The sequence below is a fragment of the Neptunicella plasticusilytica genome, assembly GCF_047922965.1.
GTDB lineage: Bacteria > Pseudomonadota > Gammaproteobacteria > Enterobacterales > Alteromonadaceae > Neptunicella > Neptunicella plasticusilytica.
The window spans coordinates 1,256,630-1,280,672 of the sequence record NZ_CP150481.1 but is presented as its reverse complement, the minus strand read 5'-3'; the positions used below and the strand labels follow the sequence as shown (position 1 = coordinate 1,280,672).

The window sequence follows — 24,043 nt, the reverse complement described above, 5'->3', positions numbered from 1 at the left end:
CTATTTATGCTCCGCGACTAACAATTCGGCAAGTTGCTGAAACATCCGCTCAACATTGTCACCGGTTTTGGCGCTAGTGGTAAAACTTAAATTAAACAACGCTCGATAATCATCGAGTTGCCGTTCATTCCAATGCCAATGTTGCTCCAGATCACTTTTGTTGACTGCCAATACTGTCAGACAAGGATTAACTTGTTTGGCCAAGGTATGAATATCCATGCCTTCAATCAATGATGAGGTCCGTGTTTGATCCACCACCACAATATACGCCGAGGCACCGCGCAAGTAGCGCTCCTGAAAAACGCTGTAGCGATCTGTCCCTTCTATATCCCATAACATCAGCTGAACATCTTGCTGCTCACATTCGATGCGCTTTTTATCCACTTTAACGCCAATAGTTGTCAGATATTTATCGCTAAAAATTCCATCCACGAACTGTCTGACCAAACTGGTTTTACCTACCCCCGAAGCGCCAAATAAACAAACTTTTTTCTGGATCATGGTGTGTTTCCTGATGGGGGAGAAAGTGTAATTTCCGTATACATAACACTGAACATGACTTTACGTGTCGCTGAGGTTACTGCGCCCAGCTCAATTTCACCTAGACCGGTGGCAAATAAATCTTGCTGGGCGATACCTGACTCGGTTAACACCTTGGCGGTATTGTTGGCGCGCTTTTGACTCAGATTATAGTTTTTCTGCGTACTACCGGTATTATCACTTGCCCCCATCACTACCAGCCCATCCACCTGATAACCCAACTGGGCAGCCAAGTGCTTGAGCCGCAGATAGCGGCTTGCCACATTTTGTAGTTCAACGCGCATGGATTGCGAGATCTGGCTGCTATCGACGGCAAAGCCAAGTTGGCTGGCTGCTATCAGGCCCACTAACCTTGCAAAAACTTGCCGTTTCAGTTCCTGATTGGATGGAGCAGAATTGTCCGTTTTCAAATCCAGTTGCGCCAGTTGTAAATTTTGTTGCGGGAGATAACCTAGTGCAGCCAGTTCGGTCAACAAACTGTCTCTTTCCGCCACATCCAGACTGCCAGCGAGAATGAGTTGTGCATCCTGCCACTGGTAGCGTAATCCATCATAAGCAGACAACAGCCTATCCACCTTGCTGTGTATTATTTGCTGATCGGCTGATCGATAACCCCGTTCATTCAAACTCACTACCAGATAATCCAGACCTTGTGCCGCCAACCAGTCAGTGACCTCGATAGCAGCCGGATCGCGCATCAGATCAATACTGACATGCTGGCTGTCCTGTAAAGTCACATCCTTGACAATAATGCCCGGTTGCAGATCAAGCTGGTGGATATGTTGTACCAACTGGTGTTGCTGCCATTGACCGAATCCCCATTTACTAGCCAGGCCAATAACGATGAACAGCAACAACCAGGCTTTCCAGGGAAAAGGTTTTTGTTTGTCATCATGCCCGGCTTTGTGTTCGGCTAGCAAACAATCACGCAGTTGTGCTTCAGCATTTTCAAACGGGCTGGCATCGCCCTGAAATGATTGCAAATCATCCGCATACAATCGGTGAATATCTTCCAGGGTAATTTGCATCTGTTCACTGACCGATGATGGCGCTTTGCCGGTTACGGCAGCAACGACCAATGCTAATGGTCCCGGTTTTATCAAGAGGGTAAAATTATCGGTGCTTATTTTTTGTAGTTGCTCCTCTTGCCCCTCTTCGCCCGGGGCGAATGAATCACTAACAAAATCATTAATTGCGCCCAGCATGGAGGAAATCAGATCGGCATCTCCTCGACTGTGTGGCTGATAATCAACCGATCTTAATAACAGGCCGGTTTGACGATGGATAAGTAATAAATGCTCAACCCGGTAAACAAAGGTTTCAGAGGCAACATACTGGGCAAAACTGACGCCTGCTTGCCAGGCTTTAAAACGCCACTTTAACCCTCTGATTGTCAGGCTGTTCTCCAGCAGTTGATTAGTTTTGTCGATAAAATCGTTTAAGAATGCCGACACGGCTTTACGCACCAGGCTCCCCACCAAGGGGTATAAATAGCCCACCAGTTTCTCGCTGTGGCTGGATACCGAGCGTTCCACCGAGGTTTCAACTATTGGCTGTAACACCTTATTGATACTGCCGTCCTGCTTCTGTCTATCATGCAAGGCTTCTGATACAACCTCTCCCACCAATTCTCTGGCCTGTTGCCTGACGGTGTCGGTAACCAACTGGCGATCATTGCCAAGAATAAGCGCGCGTAACTCTTCCAGCTGTTGTTGATCCTGAAGCGTTTTGTTAGCAGCAGAAGATTGACTCATTACTGTTGGTCATCTTCCAGATTAGTCGCCATAGTCGCCAGCAACTTAGCCAGAGTTTTCCGATCGGTTTTTGATGAACTTAAATCAGCAGAAACTTGCTCAAGATGTTGTTTTAACAACGCTACCTGCTTGTCGAAGCGGGACGCAAGTGACTGCGCTTCTTCATCCAGGGCACTGTTAAGTTGTTGTATCTGTTTTTCGGTTGTAGCGGCAAACATTTCATGCTCGCTGGCAAGGCTATCCAGTTGTTTATGTAGTGATTCGGCCTTGTCATCATGCTGCTTATCCACATACTGGATCCGGTCTTCCAGTTCAGACAAACTTTGATCCATCTCGGTATGCATCTTCTGTAGTTTGTCGGAAAACTCACTGTGCAATGCCGACAAGCCTTGATCCAGCGCCGATTGCAATTGAGCTAGCTGCGCTTCCAGACTGCGTTGCGCTTCACCAAAAACAATTTGGCGTAACTGACTAAGTTCTTCGGTGGGTGACGATGAGCTGGGTTTGGACAATGTAGTAGACTTTTTATCAGACATAAAACAATCCCTTACTATTATTATGTACTGCAGGCGTTACCTAAGTGGCGCCAGTTCTAACCTCATACGTTTGTTTTACTGCTTTTTTGGTCACTGGTCAATTAATCATCAACTTTTCAAAAGTTCAGATAATAGTCTTTGCATAACCTTTTATACGCCATTGAGTAATCACCCTGCGGGGAGTGAATACTCAACTCCTCCACCACAGTCTGATCAGCCTGGGCAGAAAATTGTAATACAGAACGAATGGGGGATTTGCTGTCACTTGCCCGAATAACCAGTTGTTTGCCCAGTAACAAGCCGTAATCCCGGGCATAGGCAACAACATCTGGAACAAACTGATGAGGAATGATGCAGGCAAAACGGCCATTCCTGTTGAGCAGACTGGCGCTGTGCCGCAGCAGTTCGGCATAGCCTAGATGCTGATTATGTCTCGCTATCTGGCGGGAAGATCCAAATCGTTGACCCGCCGGAAAGTAGGGAGGATTACTGACAATCAAATCCCATCCGCAGGTTTGACAAGACTGAAAAGGCTGATGAACAAAGGACAACTTGTTCGACCAGGGACTATTTTCAGCATTCGACGCGGCTTGACGGATTGCATCTGCTTCAATATCAATCCCCACTATCTGGCAGTTTTGATCACTTTTCTGTGCCAGCATAATAGCCAGCAAACCGCTTCCCGTGCCCACATCCAGAATTTTCTCGGTCTGGTAGACGTTAAGCCAACTGCCCAAGATAATACTGTCGGTACCAACTTTCATTGCCACTTGGCTATGTTCGATAAAAAACTGTTTAAACTGGAAGCCAGCCGCTTTATTCATTCAACCAGCCCTGTACAATCATCAAAAATCTCCGTTAAGCCAATAATAATGAAAAAACCGCTGTTAAAACACCACAAAGCCATACTGGCGATGCTGATACTGATAACCAGCTACTTATTGTTTGATACGCCTGTCGGCGAGCCGGGACAAATGTATGCAGCCGTTATCCACACCGAGCAGCAGTCAACTTCTGGCAATACCACTTTCGCCTTGCAAAATGGCGTAAAAGTCACGTTATCGAGCCGCCAGTATAGCAAAGGCGATAAAGTTAAATTATGGGTTAAACAAACTCGCTTCTCGCGTAAACGGGCTTTCTCGCTGACACCTGAATTTGATCATTACAGCTTCGCAGAACAACAATTCTAGCGCTTAATTTTTATACCAAACCAATGTATCCGGTTACAGATTGTGTGCATTTCTCTCTACCCACTGACCTGTTTTTAGCAAAATAATCACAATGTGAATATATTGTTAAAAACACTGGCAATTTATTAGACAATAATTTACATTCCTTTATCACCGGTCGATAAAATAACGTTTCAAATACGAAAATAAACGCTACCAATACGATCATTTCGTCTTTTCACCCCTGAAAAAATCTCTTTCATGCTTCAGGTTTAGTCGAAAAAACAATGTAACCGGTAACATAAAAATAATCATTCACCGCCGTTTTGACGGTTTGGATGAATAGCTAAATGACACATAAAAGAAACAGGGCATTCCGGGACGGAACAGAACGAGGACAACATTTTATGCTGGAAAATAAAGGTTTAAATACCCGAATAAAAGCCACGGCTTTGGCCGTCGGATGCGCGTTGTTCAGCACAACGGGTTTGGCACAACAAACGCCCGCCGACGAGATAGAGCAACAACAACCCCAAACGGCAGCAGATAAAGCCGCAAAGGATACGGTTGAAGTTATCGAAGTCAAAGGGATCCGGGGATCCCAGGCTGCCGCGATTGATTTAAAGCGGGCGTTTTCCAATATTGTCGATTCTATTGTCGCTGAAGATATAGGTAAGTTGCCCGACTCTACGATTGCCGATTCGCTGTCGCGTATATCCGGTGTACAAGTGCAACGCGTCGCCAACGAAGCGACATCACTTAACATTCGTGGCATGCCCCAAGTGCTGACCACCTTGAACGGCGAACAGTTTCTTAGTCCCTGGACCATTACCGATGTGGGTGCCAATTACGGTGATATCCCGGCCAGTATGATTACCGGCGTGGATGTGTATAAGTCGATCAGTGCAAAATCGTTATCCGGCGGAATTTCCGGTCTGGTCGATTTGAAAACAGCCAAGCCCATGCAACTCAAAGAAGGCTGGACAGGTAATGTCCGAGCTGAAGCTTCTCAGGGAGACTTGACCCGTGAAGAAGTTGATTCCGGCAACGCAATCCATCCAATCATCGATCACAATGTGAATATGTTTGTCGGTTATAACAACGGCGACAACTTTGGGATTACTGCCGGTTTATTCGATTCAGAGTCTAACGCCGCCAACTACCAGATGTGGGACGATACCCGTCTGGCCTTTCTGGAGTCACAAGGTGGCTTGCCGGGCGATCCACTCGATTTGGACAACGATGGCGATCTGGTCAATGACTGGTATATGGTGCCGGGTAACTATGGCGTGCGCAGTAACTTTATGGAAAGACAGCGTAAAGGCGCAGCAATTAGCATTGAAGCCAAATTGACCGATAATCTAACCCTTAGCGGCGATGTATTTTACACCAAGATGGATCAATACGATCGCGGGGTAAACATCAACTTTAACGGTTCATCCAGTATTAACTCCATTTCTATCAATAACGGACCGTCGGAACCAGAAAATCTATACAATGTGTTGGTCAAAGACGGCACTGTTACCTCGGAAGGAACGGATATTACTTTCGTCGATGCCAACGGGGTAGAACAAAGCAAAACCTTGCACACGCTTCAGGTCGCCCATATCAACGCTCGCGATTTCGAGACTATTTCCAACAATACGATTAATCACACTGCCGCGCTCAATAGCAATATTCAGCTGGATTACACCAATCACGATAATCTGGAAGCATCGCTGCGTTACGTGTATGCCCATGCTGAAAAACAGTACCGTACTGCACAACTCAAGCAAGGTACACCGGCGTGGTTATGGATAGATGAAGACGGCATCTCAGGACATGATCCAATCACTGTTTATGATGTAGTGGTGGATTACCGCGGTGACGTACCTACCTTTGACTATGATCCTGTTGCCAATGATCTGTCCAAGGCCGCTTTTTTAAGAAAATATCAAGGCTTTGGCGATGGTACCAATACCGAAGCCGATCTGGATGTGTTGCGCGCCGATGCGACCTATTATCTGGACAGCGACAATTTTCTGCAATCTGTTGATGCCGGTCTTCGTTATGGCGTACGCAAAGCCGATCACACCAAGTTTTTCTACGCCTCACCTACCGGTCGCTACTCCACCTGGAATGACACTACAGTACCAGAAGACAAGCGCTACAAATTATTACCTGGCAACGAAGTATGGCAAAAATACCCTGAATGGCGCGATTTCTACTTTGAGTTAGAAGATGCCAACCTGCGCGCCCAGGATGACTTTGTCGACAATGGTTTCGGAGTGCGTGATACCGATGTATTTACCGATTTCGGCCCTATTGCCGGCTTTGAAAACGGGGTATCTGCACTGGATCCTGCCAAGTGGGATAGTCCGTTAGATTTCTTGAATACCTTATACCCAGGCACCAAAACCATTGAAGATCCGGGTTACACCTACGCGGTGAAAGAAACCTCAACCTCGGCGTTTTTACAGGCCAACTTTGCTGATGACGAATTATTTTTCGGCATTCCGATGGAAGGCGATATCGGGGTTCGGGTGGTACGAACTGAGAGGGAAATAACCAAAGCGGTGATCCCTTCGGTACTGGATCGCAATAACTCGGTCGGTGCAGGCTCCCAACCCTGGCAAAAAATCGCCTTTGTCTCCACCACCGAAATCCTTGAAAATTCGTTCACCGATGTCTTGCCTTCGCTTAACCTGAATTTTTTCCCCACCGATGACGTTATTCTGCGTTTTGGGGCTTCAAAAAATATGACCCGTAATAATCTGGAAAATCTCGGTTCCGGTTTAACCCTCTGGTATCAACAATGCGTTAAAACAGCGTCTGATGGCTTACCGGTGAAAGTACGCGATGGCAGTGGCCAGTTGCGTGACGCCACCGTTGGATGCGTAGGTGGTGGTAATGACATGGGTAACCCGGAAATGAAACCCTGGCGCGCCACAGTATACAATAGCTCTGCCGAATGGTACTTCGCTGAAAACTCTATTCTGGGCATGGGTATCTTCCTGATCGATGTAGAAAGCGCTGTCGCCAACTATCAGGAACAGCGCAACTTTGCCGATGCGGATGGTATCAATCGCAATCGTTTCGTCAATGTGTGGACCACTGGCAATGTGGACGCATCGGACCTGAAAGGGATCGAAATCGGCTACAAGCAACCTTTTACCTTTTTTGAAAATCCGTTCCTGAGTTCGCTGGGATTCGAGTTCAACTACACCTATTCCGATAGCGAATCACCGGATATTGATATCGAGGGTAACGCCCTGCCCTTACCCTCTAATTCCAAACATCAATCCAATACCATTTTATGGTACGACAAAGATGGTCTGAGTATGCGGATTGCCTACAACTGGCGCAGTGAAGAGTATGTGGGCCGTGTGGGACTCAACACCAATGGGGTACCGCTGAATCTGGGCAACTGGAATGAAGCAGCGGGCTACCTTGATGCACAAATTAATTACTGGGTTAACGAGCATGTAAGTCTGTCGTTAAGTGGCACCAACCTGACCTCGCAGGATCGTAAGAGTTACGGCCAGTTCGAGAATCAGTTCCAGTCACTGTATGTACAAGAACGGCGATACACCCTGGGCATATCGCTGAGCCTGTAACCGACGCATTTAACCCTGATTCAATGCGGCATTAATGACCGCATAACGAGACTGATATGAAACAATTTAATAAATGGAGTTCAACAATGAAACTACGTTTAGGTTATCTGCCCATCATTCTGGCAACCATGATTATGCAAGGATGTGGGGGCGATTTACTGGATAAAGACGCAGATATTGATACCTTGGTTCCGGATCCGCCAGTGGAACTACCCAACAGACCTTCACCTCCTGAAGATGCCTTGGTGATCACCACCAGCAGTAATGAGATCTATGATGCTTCCACTGATCCTGTGCTGTTACGCGGCATTAACCTGCAATACGGCGATAACCCGGAAGTCCGGCTGGCCGGAATTGCCGCAATCAAACAAACTGGTTCTAACGTGGTCAGACTGCAACTGCGAGCCAATACTAGTGCGGATCAACTGCGTGCGGCACTGGATGAAATAGTCGCGCAAGGCATGATCGCCATGCCAATGTTGTGGGAAGGTGAAGGTGAAATTACCTGCACCGAAAGTAGCGAGTTTATCAAAAAATATACCCAGGAGTTGTGGTTTGATAAATGGATTGATGTGCTGGTTGAAGCCAAATATCAACCCTATCTGATGATCAATATTGCCAATGAATGGGGACCTACCGGCATCTGGGACGCCAACAGTGTCGGTTACTCCGAATATATTGATACCTACAAGGAAATCATCCGCGAATTCCGGGAAATTGGCTTTCGCGTACCGCTGGTGATCGACGCCCCAGGTTGTGGGCAAGATTACAATGCCTTTTTGGCTGATCGTGGGCTTGAGCTGCTGGCAGCAGATAAAGAAACCAATCTGGTGCTGTCGGTGCATGCCTACCATGCCCAATGGAATTCCAGTGACAAAATTGTCACCGCTACCGACGCCATGTCGAAGACCGGCGTACCTTTTATTGTTGGCGAGTTTGGCGGTTCAATGGTGTTTGGTGCCGCTTCAATTGATCATACTGATCTAATCAACAAGGCCGTCGGCGACCCTTCTATGATTTTTAACTTCCCCTGGACAGGTGGTACTGACAAATCCGCTTATCAATACGAATTGCCCGAAGCGCTGGATTTACAAGGATCGAATATCAGCACCGATGTCTATGTACCGGTACGCTACGTCGAAGACGGTAATCTTGGTGTACAAATGTACTTGCGCGATGGTTCGAACCGTTACGCTGGCCTGGGTTTCAAACAAGCTAACGATACCGATTTAAAAGGTAATGCCTGGACAACATTAAGCTTTGCGATTGAAAGTGTGAGCGATTTTGGCGGTTCTGTTGACGAAGGTTTTGATCTGGCCGACGTGAAAAAAATCGGTTTTGAAGTCTCCGCCAATGGCAAGCCTGCCAACATCGTTGGCGATATCAAGTTTGACAACATTAAAATTGAAGCAGGCGGCGCCGTACCTGCCATGTATCAAGCTGACTTTGTTGGCGAAACTCAGGGATGGGGCAAAGACTGGACAGCCGGCACAGTCGTATCATCCGATGCAGATAATCTGATTGTTACCCAGGACTGGTCAGCCAGTGATCAATTCGCCATTTTTGTGGGGGGCGCCAATACCGGAATCGATACCAGCAATCCTCTTACCATTAAACTAAAAATATTCGTCCCAGAAGAGTATGCCAGTGAAACCGGTCTGTACTTCAAAGTCTATGTGAACCATGGTGATAGCTGGACTTGGGGGGAAACAAGTACCGCCGGCTTGGCTGATTTAACCCCGGGAGAATGGACTGAAGTGGTATTCGACAATGTAGACTGGACCACCTTTGGTAACTTGCAAAAGTTCGGCATCCAGTTTGGCGGTGTCAGTGCCGGTAAATCTGAACCGATCTTAATTGACTCAATTACGGTGACGGATCCTAACTCGACCGAAAGCGCCGGCGATCCACCTATGTACTATCCACAATTTGATACCGATACAGAAAATTGGGTTAAATTTTGGGGTGGAAGCTCGACGATAACGGCCGATGCCGAAGGTTCATTGGTTATTACGCCTGATTGGGTATCCGAAGGTAAAGTCGGTTTTGGACAAGCCGGCGTCAGCAGTATTGATACCTCAGCCCCGGTCAGTATCAAAGCCAAAGTATTTATTCCAGCTTCCTATGCCGATGAAAGCGGTTTTTACTTGCAAGTATTTGTGCAAGACCAAGGTTGGGGCTGGTTTTCCGTGCCACAACCTAATCTGACCATGGCCGACTTTACCCCCGGTCAATGGACTGAGATCACTATAGATAATGTTGATTTATCTGCCCAAGTCACTCCGTTCCAGCGTTTTGGTATTGAAATTGGTGGCGTGGTGATGACCGAAAATACCGACCCAATATTGATTGATTACGTCGCCGTGCTAGCCGATGGTCAATCTCTGGATGCCGGGGGGGTAATGGGATTAATAACTCAATACGAACAGGACTTTATCGGTGAGTTGGGCGGTTGGGAACGCGATCCCTGGGAAGATAGCACTGGTGCAATTAGCGTCGATGGTTCCAATCTGGTGTTAAGCCAGCAATGGGCGACCAAGGATCAACTCGGATTATATGTAGCCGGCGGTACTGCCAGCCTGGATACTAGCGAGCCAATAACCCTTAGCGCCAGAGTTTTTATTCCCGCCTCTTATGCTGACGCCACCAACCTGTTCTTCCGTTTTTATATGCAACACGGTGAGGACTGGTCAGGCTGGAATACGTCTGCAGATAAAACTCTGGCTGACTTTAATCTGGGTGACTGGACAGTAATTACCTTTGAGAATGTCGATTTCACTATGGTGCAAACCCTGCAACGTTTGGGCGTTCAGGTGGGTGGCGTGGGTGCCAATAAAGACGAACCCATTCTGGTGGATTATATCAAGGTCGAAAAAATCGGATTGGTACCACTGGAGCTGGAAACGCTGTTTAATATGGGCTTCAACGATCCGGCCGATGTGGACGCCTGGTCACTGGATTACACCGATGGCGGTTTTAATGACGAGGTATTAAGTGAAGCCAAAATGCATGGCTATGGCATAGTGCCGTTTGGCTGGATGGCCTGGTCATGGAAAGGCAACGGCGATGATACCGCGGTACTGGATATGTCTACCTCTGAAGATAGTGTTGAACTGACCACTAGAGGAAACGAGATCGTCAATGGCCCGAACGGAATTAAATCCTCTTCAGAGCCAGCCGGATTCGGTCAGTAATTGACTGTAATCTGTTAAACATTAGCCGGGTATCTTACCCGGCTTTTTTATTCTAGGGCGTGTTGATCTTTGGTGTGTGTTTTTGCAGCAGTTTGTAGAGCATTTATACAATGCAGAGCGAGTGTGGTGTAGTCGTTCTACATAAACGAGTTCTAACGCAGAAGAAATGCTCTACAAGCGCTGCCCGAAGGGTTCAACCCAACGCCTCCTGCTCTTTGTTGCCGGGCTTTGACTTAGACCCACTAGGCCTACAACCCGGCGTCGCGATCAGAAGGTTTTGGATTGAACAAAATTCATACACCAAAGATCAACACGCCCTAATTTAAACCGCAAAACAAATGTCCCGGCAACCGTATTTGGTATAGGATAAGCCCGTGTTACTTATCGCTTTCTCTTTATCAATTAACAGGTTACCCATGTCACTGATTGATTTTTCCGAAATTACCGCCGCCCTTCAACGCATTCAACCCTACGCCAGCCAAACGCCGATTTTTCAGTCCCGTATGCTCAATACCTGGTTGGGGCATGAAGTGTACTTTAAAGCCGAATGCCTGCAGCGCTGTGGTGCGTTTAAATTTCGTGGTGCGGTCAATACCCTTGCCTGGTTGCAACAGCAAGGACAATTACCCAGAAAAGTCGTGGCCAATAGTTCCGGTAACCACGCCCAAGCTGTAGCGTTAGCGGCCAATCTATTTGGTATTGAGGCACAAATATTTACCGCCAAAAACGTCTCCGCTGTGAAAGCGGCGGCAACAGAATTTTATGGTGCCGAGTTAACCCTATGTGACACCCGCGTTCAAGCCGATCAGCAAGTCAAGCAGGCCTCAGAACAGGATGGGGTTTACTGGATCCCGCCTTTTGATCACCCGCAGGTCATTGCCGGACAAGGTACTGTTGCCTTTGAGGCGCTGCAACAAGTCGAAGGTATAAACGGCATTTTTGCGCCTTGTGGTGGTGGTGGGTTATTATCCGGCACCCTGATTGCAGCCCGGGAATTAGCCCCGCAAGCCGAGGTGATAGGCGTCGAACCGTTAGCCGCTAACGATGCAATGCGCTCGTTACAAAGTGGCGAAGTTTTCCGCTTTGAGCAATCACCCAAAACCCTGGCGGATGGTGCTGCAACCTTGTCCATCAGCGATTTAACCTTTGAGCACCTGCAACATCTTGACGATTTTTATACCGTCGAGGAGCCACAAATTGCCTATTGGACTCAATGGCTGCAACATTTACTTAAATTGCATGTGGAGCCAACCAGCGCCATGTGTATGGCTGCGGTTGTGGCCTGGTTACAACAACAATCTTCGCCGCAAAAAGTCATGGTGATACTATCGGGTGGTAATATAGACAGGGAAAAAATGCAGTTACTGTGGCAACAAGATTATCTGCAACAGATCCCCGTGTTAATTGAATAAAACCTTGTATTTCTGATTCAATACTTTTTGAAACATTCTGGAGCCAGTGTACCGGACCCGATGCGAACGAGTCCGGTTGGTTAGCTTTTGGTTGGCAGAGCCGGGAATTCCGGGCTACGGTGAATACCCTCAATCCACTGGGCTCTATCATCACAAAAAATTCTGTCATCCGGCTGGATTTCTATATCTTCATCCAGACTTCCAGCGGGAATGACTAAAAATGTCCCCGACCTATTAATATAAGGTAGACCTGAGCCACATTGTTTACAAAACTGTTTTGTCCAGCTTTTGGCCGTCTGCAGTTCAAATCGCTGGACATTATCCAGTCCGCAAAGCCATTTAATATTTTCCGGTTTTGTAAATATATTCGATGCGTGAGCTGAACCTGTAGAATGCCTGCACCGTGAACAATAGCAAATATGGAATGACGATATCTCCCCATTGACAATGTACTTTACCGCACCACACAAGCATTGACCTGTAGCCTGTTTAAATTCCTGTCCCATAATCTGATTCCTGTTGATATCAATATTGTCATATTTTCGTCGCCCACCTTTGTATTGGCGATGACTTATTTATTGTTGTCGCCTTGTATTGTTAACTAACAATCCCTCCCTCAATTCGATGGTTAACCAATTAATTCATCCAGTTTGTGCCGGTTACGGCGGGATAGCGTTAGCTGTTCGCCATTTTTCAGGATCACCGTATAGTCACCTTTTTCATTCGGTCTAAGCTCGGTCACAAATGAACGTCTGACAATTGACGAGCGATGGATGCGGATAAATTCATTGGGATCGAGCTGATTTTCCAATGTCGTAAGGGTTTCACGATGCAAAATGGTTTTACCTTCACGCAAGTGAATTTCTGCATAATTACCAGCACCGACTATATAGTCCACATCACACACGTCTACCAGTCGGATACGGCCCGGATCTTTGACTACCAGCCGGGTTTTAAAGCGCCGTCCCTGCTCTTCCATCATATGATGAACAATTTCGCCTACTTGGTGGTAATTGACAGTATTAACTTCATGCAATTTGGCTCTGGCTTTTTCCAAAGCGGTATAAAAGCGTTGGTCGTCGTAAGGTTTTAACAGATAGTCAATGGCATTAAATTCAAAAGCGGTAATGGCATATTGATCATAGGCTGTCACAAATACGATCACACATTGGTCAGCGATTTTTTCCGCCAGTTCAATACCGGTTTGACCTGGCATCTGGATATCCAGAAATACAATATCGGGATGATGATGGTCAAACACCTCTAGCGCCTGATTGCCGTCACTGGCCTCCAGTATCAGATCAATATCCTGTTGTTGTTTGAGTAATAGTAAAATGGTCTGCCGCGCCAGGGCTTCATCATCAACTACCATAACTTTAATCATCAGCTGCTCCGAGTGGAATACTGAGCGACGTTTCAAAATATCCGTCTTCCAGGGCCTTCAGCTCCAACTTGTAATTATTAGGGTAAAGTTTGTCGAGCCGTTCCCGACAATTTCGTAAACCAATACCGAAACCTTTATGTTCATCCTTTTCCGGTACTTTGTTAACTAAATGTGCATGTAATATTCCCGGCTCACAACAAACTTTCAAGCTTAAAAGATTTTTGTTTGTTTCAAGTTGTGAACCATGTTGCACCGCATTTTCTACCAGTGGTTGCAATAGCATAAAGGGGATCTCGTTATGCAGGCAGTCGCTGGAAAACTCCACGCTGGTTTCCAGTTTATGTTCAAAACGCATTTTCTGGATACTCAGATAGCTGTTGATGAACTCCTTCTCCTGCTCTAGCGTAATCATCTGGTTGCCCTGATTTTCCAGGACTTTGCGCAACATAAGACTCAGTTCGCTTAACGCCCTTACCGCATCATTCTTTTTATCCAGCCTAATCAGACTGGCCACAGTATTAAGGGTATTAAATAAAAAATGCGGATTAATTTGCGATTTCAGCGACTGCAACTCAACCTGAATAAGCTGCTTAGACAAACTCTCGCTGCGCAGCTGCTGAGCTCTTGACTGCTGGTAGTAGCTAAAGGTATAGCCCAAACAGACTATGGCCAGATAAACCAGTACATCAATATGCAACAGGCTTAAACGCCATTGATTAACCACTTTTTCAACATAATCCAGGGACGCGTGATATTCGATCAACCAGGACAATACAATGGTCAACAACCAGTAAATCCCCAGGAACAATAACGCCGAGAGTATATTTTTAACGATAAACTCTGTCGGCTTACCTTCCCGATAACTGATGCTTTTGCACGCGGCTATCACAAAAGGCCCGACAAACGCCCATAACATCCACCAGGGCAAATAATTCGTCCAGATTTTGACCCAGTCAGCCGGGCGATCATAGGCCAGCATCTGGCGGTAGGAATTATCTGCAGCTAAACAGGTTAATACCAGCCAGAACAGGATATTGGCCAGCCAGAACTGACGTTTGGGAAGATTTTTCCAGTAATTTCTCAACAGATATAGACTATTTTATCAACGACATTAGGCGATTATTTAACATTCCAGTAGCGCAAAGCAAATATTACCCCGATTCATCCCGTCAAACAGTCCATTTATAGACCAATAAAACAGTTTCACCCACAAAAACTGTATCTTTATTAATCTGCTCTCAAATGGGTCATCCCCGTTTAAACCTGACATGCCCGCCATTTACCACACTAAACCCCTATCCCACGTATTGCCGATGGAGCTTGTCATGCCCGAAGCATAATTTGGCACTGGATAACAAAGCATTATCCACAAAACAAACAAGGATCCATATAAAAGTAGCGGCCGCATTATTCGAAACTGGACAGGTTACCTGCGTCAGTATTTTGATGTACCCACTGCTTTAAGTATGGGCAAAAACTAATACAAAGCCCGATAGAGCCAGATGATTCTATTGAGCTCGGGAGACACCATATGTACACATTTAAGAAAAGTGTCACAGCGCTCGCTGTTGCCGCTTCCCTAGGCCTTACCGCACCTGTACTGGCAGACAATGCCACGTCAAATATTGTTGGCTCTATTGTCGCCAATGACTACAGTCAATACACCGTTACCGCAGCAGATCCGAAAACCGGCTACAGCCGTGAAATATCTGTTGGTGATGATGGTGCATACCGTTTTGCTAAACTGCCCACTGGCGAATACGACATCACAGTCAGCAAAAACGGGCGGGTTGTGGCACAAGACAAAATCCGCGTATCTTTGGGTTCCAACGCGACAGCCAACTTCGATCTGTTAACCGATACAGGCACAGAAGTCATCGAAGTGACCGGTGCCAGAGTATCTGCCATTGACGTGTCCACTACCGATTCAGGTTTGGTCATAGGAGAAGTAGAACTGGACAGAATGCCGGTAGGCAGAAATATTACCGCGGTTTCATTACTGGCGCCAGGCACCATTCAAGGTGACCAGGGTTTTGGTGATGGGACTAATGCGTCCTTTGGTGGTGCCTCCATCGCGGAGAACTCCTGTTATATTAACGGACTGGAAGTCACCGATACCCGTCAAGGACTCGGCTGTGGTTCTGTACCCTTTGAATTCTACAAAGAATTTCAGGTAAAAACCGGTGGTTATTCCGCCCAGTTTGGCCGGACTACCGGTGGTGTGGTTAACGCGGTTACCAAAAGCGGTACCAATGAATGGGAGTTTGCCGCTACCGCAACCTGGAGCCCTGCCAGCTTGCAAGAAAAAGGTCTGAAATCCCGTGGTAACGGTGGCACTGGCAACGTCTTTCGCGATGACAGCGTAACCGAAAATGATGCTTTTGATTTTACCCTGTCAGCAGCCGGCCCAATTATTGAAGATACGCTATTTATCTATGCGTTGATTAATCCGCGTAGTAACGAAGACAAGTTTGCCGCTGATTTAAATAACGGCAATGCCTTCTATCGTGCGGATACCGAATATCATGTGCGTGAAGCCTCCGGCGGTGACAACCTGTTCTGGGCGGCTAAAATTGACTGGGATATCAGCGAAGATCATCGTTTAAGCTATTTTGCCTATTCAAACCGCAACGATACCACTGACACGATCAATGCTTATAATCCAGACACTGGCGTTATCGGCGATGAAATCGGGGTTAACATTCGTAAACGCGGTGGTGAAGCACAAAGTTTAAGCTACACCGGCTATCTGACTGATGATTTATCGTTATCCGCCATGGCGGGTGAGATAGAAACACAATATGCAACAGATCCCAGCAACCTGGATTGCCCCGGCGTATCAGATTCACGCAGCATTCCTAACCCGGTTACCGGATGTGGACCTGGTGGTTCAACCGGTGACAACTTCGATAAAAACACCCAGTATCGACTCGATTTGGAATATGTATGGGGTGACCATACCTTAAAAGCGGGACTGGATATACAGGAACGTCAGTCTACCCGGGTCACCGTCCCAGTTGGCGGACATACCTACGATTACAGCAGCCTGGCACCAAACTCCAGTATTCAGGGCATTCCGTTTACCAATAATACTGGTGCTACTATCAACTACGTATCGGATCGTATCTTTGTGGGTGGCGGTGGTTTCAGCTCTGATTTGACTGCCTACTATATCGAAGACCAGTGGCAGCTGCTGGACAATCTGGTACTGAACATCGGTTTCCGTAAAGACAAGTTCGAAGGGGAAGGTACCACGGGCAAGTTGCTGTTTGATTTTGATACCGATGTCGCGCCTCGCCTGGGCTTTAGCTGGGATATTAATGGTGACGGCGCTTCCAAAATTTATGGTACCTGGGGACGTTATTACCTGCCTATTGCTAACAATACTATTTATCGGGCGGCATCGGGTGTTAGTGATACCACTACTTATTATACCTTTACCGGTACCGACGCGACTACAGGGGCCCCAACGGGAGCGACACCAATCACCGGTAATCAGGCGACCTCAACCAATATCAACTCTATTCCGGCCATTCCGGAAAAAGCTATCTTCCAGACCGAAGAGGCCGATCCTTTTGCTCGGGATGAGTTAATCATCGGTTATGAGCAAGTGATCAACGATGAGCTGTCTTTCGCTATCAGCGCAACTTATCGTGAAGTCACCAGTGCACTGGACGACTATTGTGGTGCCTATGCGTATCCTTATTGCTTGATGGTTAACCCGGGTAAAAACGCCACTGCATATAAAGATGGTGTCTACTATTACGGCGAAGGCGATCCACGTAATAACCTGGATGAACATGATCCAAATGAAGATTACAGCGCCTTTGACTTGGCCGATGGTATTGCTGATCCGGGTTCTCGCACCACCACCACCGCAGAGCAAATTGGTTTACCGGAAGCAAACAATGAATATACCGCGATCCAGACCAAGCTAAACTATCGTACCGATAATTTCAGAATGAACTTTATCTATACCTGGTCACGCAGTACCGGTAATTTTGAGGGGGCGGTAAAATCGGATATCGATCAGGCCGATGCGGGGGTCACACAAGACTTCGACTTCCCTGCGCTGATGGATGGGGCACAAGGTTATCAACCTAATGATCGCCGCCATGTGTTCAAACTGTTCGGTAGCTACGATATCAATGATGACTGGTCATTAGGCTTCAATTCCAGTCTAACCAGTGGCCGTCCGCTATCAACCTTCGGGCAGGGATATCCTGATGACAATCCTGATGTTTACGGCAGCTATGGTGATACTTACTACATTTTCACCGGTCAATGCCCTGATAACAACGGTAATGGCGCATGTGACGTAGAAGAAAAAATCTATAACTTCACCCCTCGTGGCTCTGCAGGCAGAACTCCATGGATATTCAATGTGGATGTGTCTGTTGCCTACAACTTCACGGTATCAGGTGTGGATATGAAAGCCTCTCTGGATGTCTTCAATGTGTTAAACAACATTGAAGTCACCTCGCCTAACGAACATTACGAGCAACGTCGTAGTGAAGGTACGTATAACCAGTGGTATGGCGCAGCGTACTCCTGGTCAGCACCACGTTCGGTCAGACTGGGATTTGAAGCACGCTTCTAATCTGTTTATATGAAATGAAACAAGCCGGGCTGAGCAATCAGTCCGGCTTTTTAATGCGATTTTACGAGCCGCGGGTCATGTGGTCAGTGACTTTTGGTTTGGCTATCCATAACAAAATCAGCGCTGTAACCAATAGTGCACTGTTGATCATCAATGCCGCCGAATTAAAACCGGCTTGCTGAAACACAATATAATAAACCAGTAACAACAGAATCAAAGCTATCGCGCTGGCTTTTTGCAAATAACGTGCGCCACGTTTGTCATCATTTAACCAATGGGCAAAGGCAATTGCAAAAACGACGGTCGTCCAGAATATAGCGACAGGTGAAAAACCGGTAACCAATTTCACTAAGGCTGACAGAATCAATCCCAGCGGAGTGCCCCATACGATCCCCGTCCAGGCGTTATTCAGAAAATCACGTCCCTTACGTTTGGCCAGCCAGATATTAACACCGCTAACCGAAATCACCGTTAGTGCCAACCCTAACAACAAATAAAGTACTTTCACCGCAGGACCGCCAAAATGGCCAAAATGCAGGCGATACACAGAAAATATCGCTTGTTTGCCCGCATCTCCGTCGGAAAAACCGGCGTTATCAATATAGTTACCGGCACTGTCGAAACGATACTGCTCTGCATAAATGAGGCGTTGCGGATGGCGGGCACCGATAATCATATATTGTTTCGGCGTACCCACATCTTCCAGGGTGATATAAAAAGGTGTCGCTTGCGGCGCAATCTGCCCCAACTGAAGGAGTGCCTTGTCTATGGCCGCCGGTTGAACAGGTTGCTGCAGCGCGGGTTCGGCCCCAAACACATCGGCCATCAACGCATCCTGATCGCCGTTATAAAATGCCTGCGAAAATAACAATCCAAACAGGGCAGCCAAGCCAAAATAGGCTCCAGTAACACCGATCATCAAATGAAAAGGTGCCGCCCATACACTCAGTCGATTATGAATATCCGCCTGCGTGAGTTGATATTGGCCTTTAAACCGCAAACTGAACGCATCTTTAAAGATGGGCCGATGAGCCATAAAGCCGGAAATAATCAGTCCGCACAACAGTGCGCCTAAAATGCTGACAACGATCATGCCGAAGCTGAAGGGCAAATGCAGATACAGATGTAAATTGACCAGCATATCCTTCCAGGGATGCGATTTACTGCCTGCCAAACTGCCATCCTGATTGATAAACCAGCCTCGCGTATCCGACGAGATAGTAGCCCTGGGCATTTCTTCGCTGGGCAATAACAGAAACAAATGTTCTGTTTCACCGACGTTCTGGTTTAGCACATTTTCGTAAGCTTTTTGCACGTTACTCACTTCAATATGGGTGAACTCAGCCACATCAGGTTGTTCCCAACGTTCAAACTCGGGATAGTAAACTGCCAGTGCGCCAGATAAACACACCAGATACATCAAAGCCCCTGTCAGCAGTCCTAACCAGGCATGACCGGATAGCGACTGTTTATTCAGCGCAGGAGAAGGAGTAAAGTTCATATTGGTTCACACATAAATAAACAGGGCGCTAAGTCCCCCCATAACACTAAGCCCCAAAGCGGGACGCGCCAGTTTATCGTCAGCACAAACCCAGTAAGCGGCAAGCCCCCAAACGACTGGCATCAGATAAACGGATAACACCATCATATTGACCCGACTCAAGGGTAATAGGCTGTTGAGCAACATAGTGATCATCATCGCTGCCATTCCCGCCACCGGCACAGTGAGAAGAAACAGCAAAAGATTACGTGGAATTGCCGCAGGTCGATATACAATGACATGTTCAGGTTGTATTGCCACTTTGGGCGAAACAGCAATTTCGGCTTTCCAGCCAATCAAAATCAACGCGACAACCGACAAGCTAATCAGGGCATAACTCAAGCCAAACTCTGCACCGCTTGACTGGATCCAGCACCAGGCTGAGATGGTTAGCGATCCCCATCCCGTCCAAACCTGCGCGGACGATTTGATTTTGCTGTTCCAACTTTTATACAGACAAGCTATTCCAGCTAACGTAAACAAAACACCGACAACAGAGAAAAACATTTATATCACCTACTTCTAAACAACGGATTATCAATGCCGTGGAAATTTAATACTCAACCTGGCACCGTTGCATATGCGAATGCGAGCTCGCATGCATGTTAATGATATTTATTATCATTTTCAATAATTACCAATACAGGACATATGTGAGGTGATAACAATTTATTGAATTTACCAAGCTAAAATCTATTCTTATTCACTGACCAGTACATCTTGAGGGATGACTAAATGACATTTGAACAACATGGTCACTATGAATTGGAATTGAATGGTAACATCCTGTTTGTTGTGGCCAAGGGCGAGTGGAATGCGGAAGCCTCGATTAACATTATGCGGGATATTAAACACATCACCCAGGGGTTACACGGCAAGCCTTGGGCAATGCATATCGACGTTCTGTCATGGGTACTGGGAACACCGGAGTTCCAGCAGGTGGTTACGGCCGAACTTCTGGGACTAACCCACTCGGCTTATGTGTTTGATGAGGGGCTGGCCAAGTTGGCGCAAATCTCGTCCAGCCAACCGAAATCAGACAATCATCATTGGCAGATGTTTAACAATCACGCTGATGCGCTTGACTGGCTAAAACAACAAGGCTTTAAACTTGAACGGAAATAGTCATCCGGTCCACTGAATAAAAAATTACGCTTTATCACCCAGATAAGCGAACCGGGGGTGCTCATGGCCATCTATATTGACCATTTCGGTAAACATCGACAAGGGTCGGACCCACAACTTGCCCTCGCCATATAATGGACGATAAACCACCAGCAGACTGCCATCCTCGGAATGAGTGGCGACGTCAATCACCTGATAATCATTACCTTTATAATGACGGTATCGCCCCGGTTTAAGATACTGTTCATTCTGCTTCACGAACGTCCTCTTCACTGTCATACCCTTTGGACTCGTCACGATATTCACGAGGGGTTTTATCAAAATGCTTCTTAAATACCGCATACATATACTGCAATGAAGGATAACCGCAAATGTTAGCTATACTGGCCGTCGGCTGGTCAGTCTGCTTGAGTAAATTACAGGCTTTTTTCAGTTTCTCGTTGTGGATTTCATTATGAATACTGTGGCCGCGTTCTTCTTTAAATCGGTGCTCCAGATTGGAACGGGATATCCCCACATAGTCCAGCACCTGATCGACCTTGATACCGCGGCAGGCATTCTGGCGGATAAAGTGCATGGCTTGCATCACATGCGGATCCTTAATGGCTTTAAAATCCGTTGACTGACGCTCGGCCACACCAGCAGGCGGAACCAGAATAGGTTTTTGAGTACCTTTACGACCGTTGAGTATTTTATGTAATTGTTTGGCCGCCTGAAAGCCCATTTCAAAACAGCCTTGGGTCACCGAACTGAGGCTGACACGGCTTAGGAATCGGGCGATATCATCGTCATCAATGCCGATGACAGAGATTTTTTCCGGGATCAACACACCAATATGATCGCACACCTGCAGTAAATGGCGGGCTCTGGCATCCGTTACCGCAACAATACCTATAGGTGTGGGTAACGATTGCAACCAGTCTGCCAGTCGCCGAATACTGTACTGCCAGGTCTCGGGACGTACCGAATGACCGCGATAAACGTGACATTCGTACCCCTCAGCGGCAGTAATATCGACCATCGCATTTTCACGCTCTTGAGCCCAGCGCTGGGATTCATCAATAGGCGCACCATAAAAAGCAAAACGTTCGATACCTTTTTGACGTAGATGCTGATAGGCCTCGTTCACCAGTGCATGATTATCTGTTGCCACATAGGGCACATCAGGATAATCGTCGGCATTACTGTAGGAGCCACCAACCCCCACCACCGGAACTTTGGTTTTTAATAACGCGGCCTGAATTTCAGGGTTATCGAAGTCGGCAATAATACCGTCTCCGCCCCAGTCGTCCAGGTGCTCAAGGCGAGCCATAAAATCTTCTTCCAGATAAAGATCCCAATCCGCCTTGGATGCTTGTAAATAATTACCAATTCCTTCGATAACTTTGCGGTCATAAACTTTGCTGGCATTGAATAAAAGCGTAATGCTGTGTTTTTTCTCAAACATGTCGTCACCGATGCGAAGAATTCGAATGTTAATATTCTGTGACTAATCTCAATACATTTCAACGTATTTTCATAATAATGTTTATGTTTTTTTGTATAGACTTTGGCACACCAAAACTTATCATGTCTGCCGCTGTGGATAATCCACAAGAGTTATATCAAATTTCGTAATTGCTCCAAAGCCCCCTAGCATCAAGCATTAGGGTTTTGAGGTTTACCACTATTTTTTAGGAGTTTGCCATGTATATCGGCATTGACTTAGGTACGTCAGGCGTTAAGACCATTCTGATGAGTGATAATGGCGACATTTTGGCAACCACCACTTGTAAACTGGATGTAAGTATTCCCAAACCACTGTGGTCCGAACAGGATCCGCAGCACTGGTGGCAAGGCACCGTTAACTGCCTCGATCAACTTAGCCAACAACAAAACCTATCAACAGTAAAAGCCATTGGCTTAGCCGGACAAATGCACGGTGCCACACTACTGGACGCCGGCGATAAGGTATTGCGGCCCGCCATACTGTGGAATGACGGCCGCAGTGAAAAGCAGTGTCAGCAGATAGAAGCAGATGTGCGTACCTCCAAGCAGATCACCGGCAACCTGGTGATGCCCGGATTTACTGCACCAAAGTTACTATGGGTCAAGCAAAACGAACCTGATATTTTCGATAAGATCAGCAAGGTATTGCTGCCAAAAGATTATTTACGTTTATGTTTGACCGGGGATTATGCTTCAGATATGTCGGATTCGGCTGGCACCAGTTGGCTGGACGTTGGCAAACGCCAATGGAGCAGCGAAATGCTGGCCGCGACAGGATTAACCAATGAGCAGATGCCGTCGCTATATGAAGGCTCTGAAATCACTGGCTATTTGCTGCCGGAACTGGCACAAAAGTGGGGCATGCAAAAAGTTGCAGTGGTCGCAGGTGGCGGTGATAACGCAGCTGGAGCCGTCGGAGTGGGGATCGTCAATCCCGGCCAGGCGATGTTATCGCTAGGCACTTCCGGTGTCTATTTTGCGGTAAGCGAGGGTTATAAAAGTAACCCCGAGTCCGCTGTACACAGCTTTTGTCATGCCTTGCCCAACAGTTGGCATTTAATGTCGGTTATGCTCAGTGCCGCCAGTTGTCTGGACTGGTTTGCCAATAACAGCGGTATTAGCGATGTCGGAACATTATTGGCCGATGTTGAGCTTAACACTCGCATTGATGATCCTTCGGTGCCCTATTTCCTGCCCTATTTAACCGGAGAGCGTACACCACACAATAACCCCAACGCTACCGCCAGTTTTTTTGGTATGACCTCGGCCACCAATAAAACCCTGCTGGGACAGGCTGTACTGCAAGGTGTTTCAATGGCCTTGGCGGATGGTATGGATGCGCTGCATGCAGCAGGAATGCAACCGGATGATATTAGTTTAATCGGTGGCGGAGCACGCAATGCATATTGGCGTCAGTTGTTAGCTGATGTATTAGGAAAGCCGGTCAGCTACCGACAAGGCGGCGAAGTCGGACCGGCATTGGGCGCGGCGAGATTAGCCCAGCTAGCGATGAATCCTGGTACATCAATAGCAGATATATGCCCTATTCCCAAACTGGTTGAGTCACATCAACCTAACCCGCAACTGGCAGATTATTATCAGCAACGCAGAAATACATTTCGTCAGTTATACAGCCAAACTGAACAGCTGTTCAGCCCCTAGAGAAAGCGCGTTGTGCAAACGCAAAAAAGGAAAAAGCGATTCA

General features: G+C 47.0%; 18 protein-coding genes. 7 read left to right on the top strand and 11 right to left on the bottom strand.

The features are described from left to right. From V1467_RS05550 to V1467_RS05535, 4 genes are all read right to left on the bottom strand, one after another. Positions 1-501 (bottom strand): Rab family GTPase, encoded by a 501-nt coding sequence (locus V1467_RS05550; RefSeq protein WP_416307801.1) that lies wholly within the window; start codon positions 499-501, stop codon positions 1-3. Further along, a complete protein-coding gene (locus tag V1467_RS05545) occupies positions 498-2,294 on the bottom strand; it encodes an OmpA family protein (protein WP_416307800.1) in 1,797 nt (598 codons plus the stop codon). The genes V1467_RS05550 and V1467_RS05545 overlap by 4 nt, the downstream gene beginning before the upstream one ends. After that, a complete protein-coding gene (locus tag V1467_RS05540; protein WP_416307799.1) occupies positions 2,294-2,830 on the bottom strand; it encodes a hypothetical protein in 537 nt (178 codons plus the stop codon). Before V1467_RS05540 ends, V1467_RS05545 begins: the two co-directional genes overlap by 1 nt. A 116-nt stretch (positions 2,831-2,946) precedes the next feature. Continuing rightward, positions 2,947-3,654 carry a tRNA1(Val) (adenine(37)-N6)-methyltransferase gene (locus V1467_RS05535; RefSeq protein WP_416307798.1) on the bottom strand — a complete coding sequence of 236 codons (708 nt, stop codon included), beginning with the start codon at positions 3,652-3,654 and terminating at the stop codon, positions 2,947-2,949. A gap of 48 nt (positions 3,655-3,702) precedes the next feature. On the opposite strand from V1467_RS05535, the gene V1467_RS05530 reads away from it, so the two are divergent. The 4 genes from V1467_RS05530 to V1467_RS05515 all read left to right on the top strand — a co-directional run bounded on the left by V1467_RS05530 (position 3,703) and on the right by V1467_RS05515 (position 12,201). Continuing rightward, positions 3,703-4,020 carry a hypothetical protein gene (locus tag V1467_RS05530; RefSeq protein WP_416307797.1) on the top strand — a complete coding sequence of 106 codons (318 nt, stop codon included), beginning with the start codon at positions 3,703-3,705 and terminating at the stop codon, positions 4,018-4,020. Between the two features lie 329 nt (positions 4,021-4,349). Then, positions 4,350-7,595: a TonB-dependent receptor gene (locus V1467_RS05525; RefSeq protein WP_416307796.1), complete on the top strand. Its 3,246-nt coding sequence runs from the start codon at positions 4,350-4,352 to the stop codon at positions 7,593-7,595. Between the two features lie 86 nt (positions 7,596-7,681). Next, positions 7,682-10,789 (top strand): cellulase family glycosylhydrolase, encoded by a 3,108-nt coding sequence (locus tag V1467_RS05520; protein ID WP_416307795.1) that lies wholly within the window; start codon positions 7,682-7,684, stop codon positions 10,787-10,789. A gap of 416 nt (positions 10,790-11,205) precedes the next feature. Further along, entirely contained in the window at positions 11,206-12,201 is a 996-nt protein-coding gene (locus tag V1467_RS05515; protein ID WP_416307794.1) for a serine/threonine dehydratase, read from the top strand. Between the two features lie 80 nt (positions 12,202-12,281). Here V1467_RS05515 and V1467_RS05510 read toward each other — a convergent pair whose 3' ends face one another. From V1467_RS05510 to V1467_RS05500, 3 genes are all read right to left on the bottom strand, one after another. Beyond that, positions 12,282-12,707, bottom strand: a complete 426-nt coding sequence (locus tag V1467_RS05510) for a GFA family protein (RefSeq protein WP_416307793.1) — start codon at positions 12,705-12,707, stop codon at positions 12,282-12,284. Positions 12,708-12,829: 122 nt separating this feature from the next. Beyond that, positions 12,830-13,585, bottom strand: a complete 756-nt coding sequence (locus V1467_RS05505) for a LytR/AlgR family response regulator transcription factor (RefSeq protein WP_416307792.1) — start codon at positions 13,583-13,585, stop codon at positions 12,830-12,832. After that, entirely contained in the window at positions 13,578-14,669 is a 1,092-nt protein-coding gene (locus V1467_RS05500; RefSeq protein WP_416307791.1) for a sensor histidine kinase, read from the bottom strand. The genes V1467_RS05505 and V1467_RS05500 overlap by 8 nt, the downstream gene beginning before the upstream one ends. Positions 14,670-15,116: 447 nt before the next feature. On the opposite strand from V1467_RS05500, the gene V1467_RS05495 reads away from it, so the two are divergent. Continuing rightward, entirely contained in the window at positions 15,117-18,185 is a 3,069-nt protein-coding gene (locus V1467_RS05495; RefSeq protein ID WP_416307790.1) for a TonB-dependent receptor, read from the top strand. A 61-nt stretch (positions 18,186-18,246) separates the two neighbouring features. Here V1467_RS05495 and V1467_RS05490 read toward each other — a convergent pair whose 3' ends face one another. Then, positions 18,247-19,686, bottom strand: a complete 1,440-nt coding sequence (locus V1467_RS05490) for a PepSY-associated TM helix domain-containing protein (protein ID WP_416307789.1) — start codon at positions 19,684-19,686, stop codon at positions 18,247-18,249. A 6-nt stretch (positions 19,687-19,692) separates the two neighbouring features. Then, complete coding sequence (locus tag V1467_RS05485) at positions 19,693-20,232, bottom strand: hypothetical protein (protein WP_416307788.1); 540 nt, start codon at positions 20,230-20,232, stop codon at positions 19,693-19,695. Between the two features lie 228 nt (positions 20,233-20,460). Between V1467_RS05485 and V1467_RS05480 the strand changes: the two genes are divergently transcribed. Further along, positions 20,461-20,850, top strand: a complete 390-nt coding sequence (locus V1467_RS05480) for a hypothetical protein (RefSeq protein WP_416307787.1) — start codon at positions 20,461-20,463, stop codon at positions 20,848-20,850. 24 nt (positions 20,851-20,874) lie between these two features. Here V1467_RS05480 and V1467_RS05475 read toward each other — a convergent pair whose 3' ends face one another. Together V1467_RS05475 and V1467_RS05470 are read right to left on the bottom strand one after the other, a co-directional pair. Further along, on the bottom strand, positions 20,875-21,108 hold the full coding sequence (locus V1467_RS05475; RefSeq protein ID WP_416307786.1) for a DUF1653 domain-containing protein: 234 nt from the start codon (positions 21,106-21,108) through the stop codon (positions 20,875-20,877). Next, the gene (locus tag V1467_RS05470; protein WP_416307785.1) at positions 21,095-22,297 is read right to left on the bottom strand and encodes a XylR family transcriptional regulator; all 1,203 of its coding nucleotides are present in this window, start codon (positions 22,295-22,297) and stop codon (positions 21,095-21,097) included. The genes V1467_RS05475 and V1467_RS05470 overlap by 14 nt, the downstream gene beginning before the upstream one ends. Positions 22,298-22,536: 239 nt before the next feature. Between V1467_RS05470 and xylB the strand changes: the two genes are divergently transcribed. Next, entirely contained in the window at positions 22,537-24,000 is a 1,464-nt protein-coding gene (gene xylB / locus V1467_RS05465; protein ID WP_416307784.1) for a xylulokinase, read from the top strand. The last annotated feature ends 43 nt before the right edge of the window (positions 24,001-24,043 follow it).

Coding starts and splice junctions, on each gene's coding strand:
- V1467_RS05550 (WP_416307801.1), bottom strand. CDS start 501: ATGATCCAGAAAAAAGTTTGTTTATTTGGCGCTTCGGGGGTAGGTAAA.
- V1467_RS05545 (WP_416307800.1), bottom strand. CDS start 2,294: ATGAGTCAATCTTCTGCTGCTAACAAAACGCTTCAGGATCAACAACAG.
- V1467_RS05540 (WP_416307799.1), bottom strand. CDS start 2,830: ATGTCTGATAAAAAGTCTACTACATTGTCCAAACCCAGCTCATCGTCA.
- V1467_RS05535 (WP_416307798.1), bottom strand. CDS start 3,654: ATGAATAAAGCGGCTGGCTTCCAGTTTAAACAGTTTTTTATCGAACAT.
- V1467_RS05530 (WP_416307797.1), top strand. CDS start 3,703: ATGAAAAAACCGCTGTTAAAACACCACAAAGCCATACTGGCGATGCTG.
- V1467_RS05525 (WP_416307796.1), top strand. CDS start 4,350: ATGACACATAAAAGAAACAGGGCATTCCGGGACGGAACAGAACGAGGA.
- V1467_RS05520 (WP_416307795.1), top strand. CDS start 7,682: ATGAAACTACGTTTAGGTTATCTGCCCATCATTCTGGCAACCATGATT.
- V1467_RS05515 (WP_416307794.1), top strand. CDS start 11,206: ATGTCACTGATTGATTTTTCCGAAATTACCGCCGCCCTTCAACGCATT.
- V1467_RS05510 (WP_416307793.1), bottom strand. CDS start 12,707: ATGGGACAGGAATTTAAACAGGCTACAGGTCAATGCTTGTGTGGTGCG.
- V1467_RS05505 (WP_416307792.1), bottom strand. CDS start 13,585: ATGATTAAAGTTATGGTAGTTGATGATGAAGCCCTGGCGCGGCAGACC.
- V1467_RS05495 (WP_416307790.1), top strand. CDS start 15,117: ATGTACACATTTAAGAAAAGTGTCACAGCGCTCGCTGTTGCCGCTTCC.
- V1467_RS05490 (WP_416307789.1), bottom strand. CDS start 19,686: ATGAACTTTACTCCTTCTCCTGCGCTGAATAAACAGTCGCTATCCGGT.
- V1467_RS05485 (WP_416307788.1), bottom strand. CDS start 20,232: ATGTTTTTCTCTGTTGTCGGTGTTTTGTTTACGTTAGCTGGAATAGCT.
- V1467_RS05480 (WP_416307787.1), top strand. CDS start 20,461: ATGACATTTGAACAACATGGTCACTATGAATTGGAATTGAATGGTAAC.
- V1467_RS05470 (WP_416307785.1), bottom strand. CDS start 22,297: ATGTTTGAGAAAAAACACAGCATTACGCTTTTATTCAATGCCAGCAAA.
- xylB (WP_416307784.1), top strand. CDS start 22,537: ATGTATATCGGCATTGACTTAGGTACGTCAGGCGTTAAGACCATTCTG.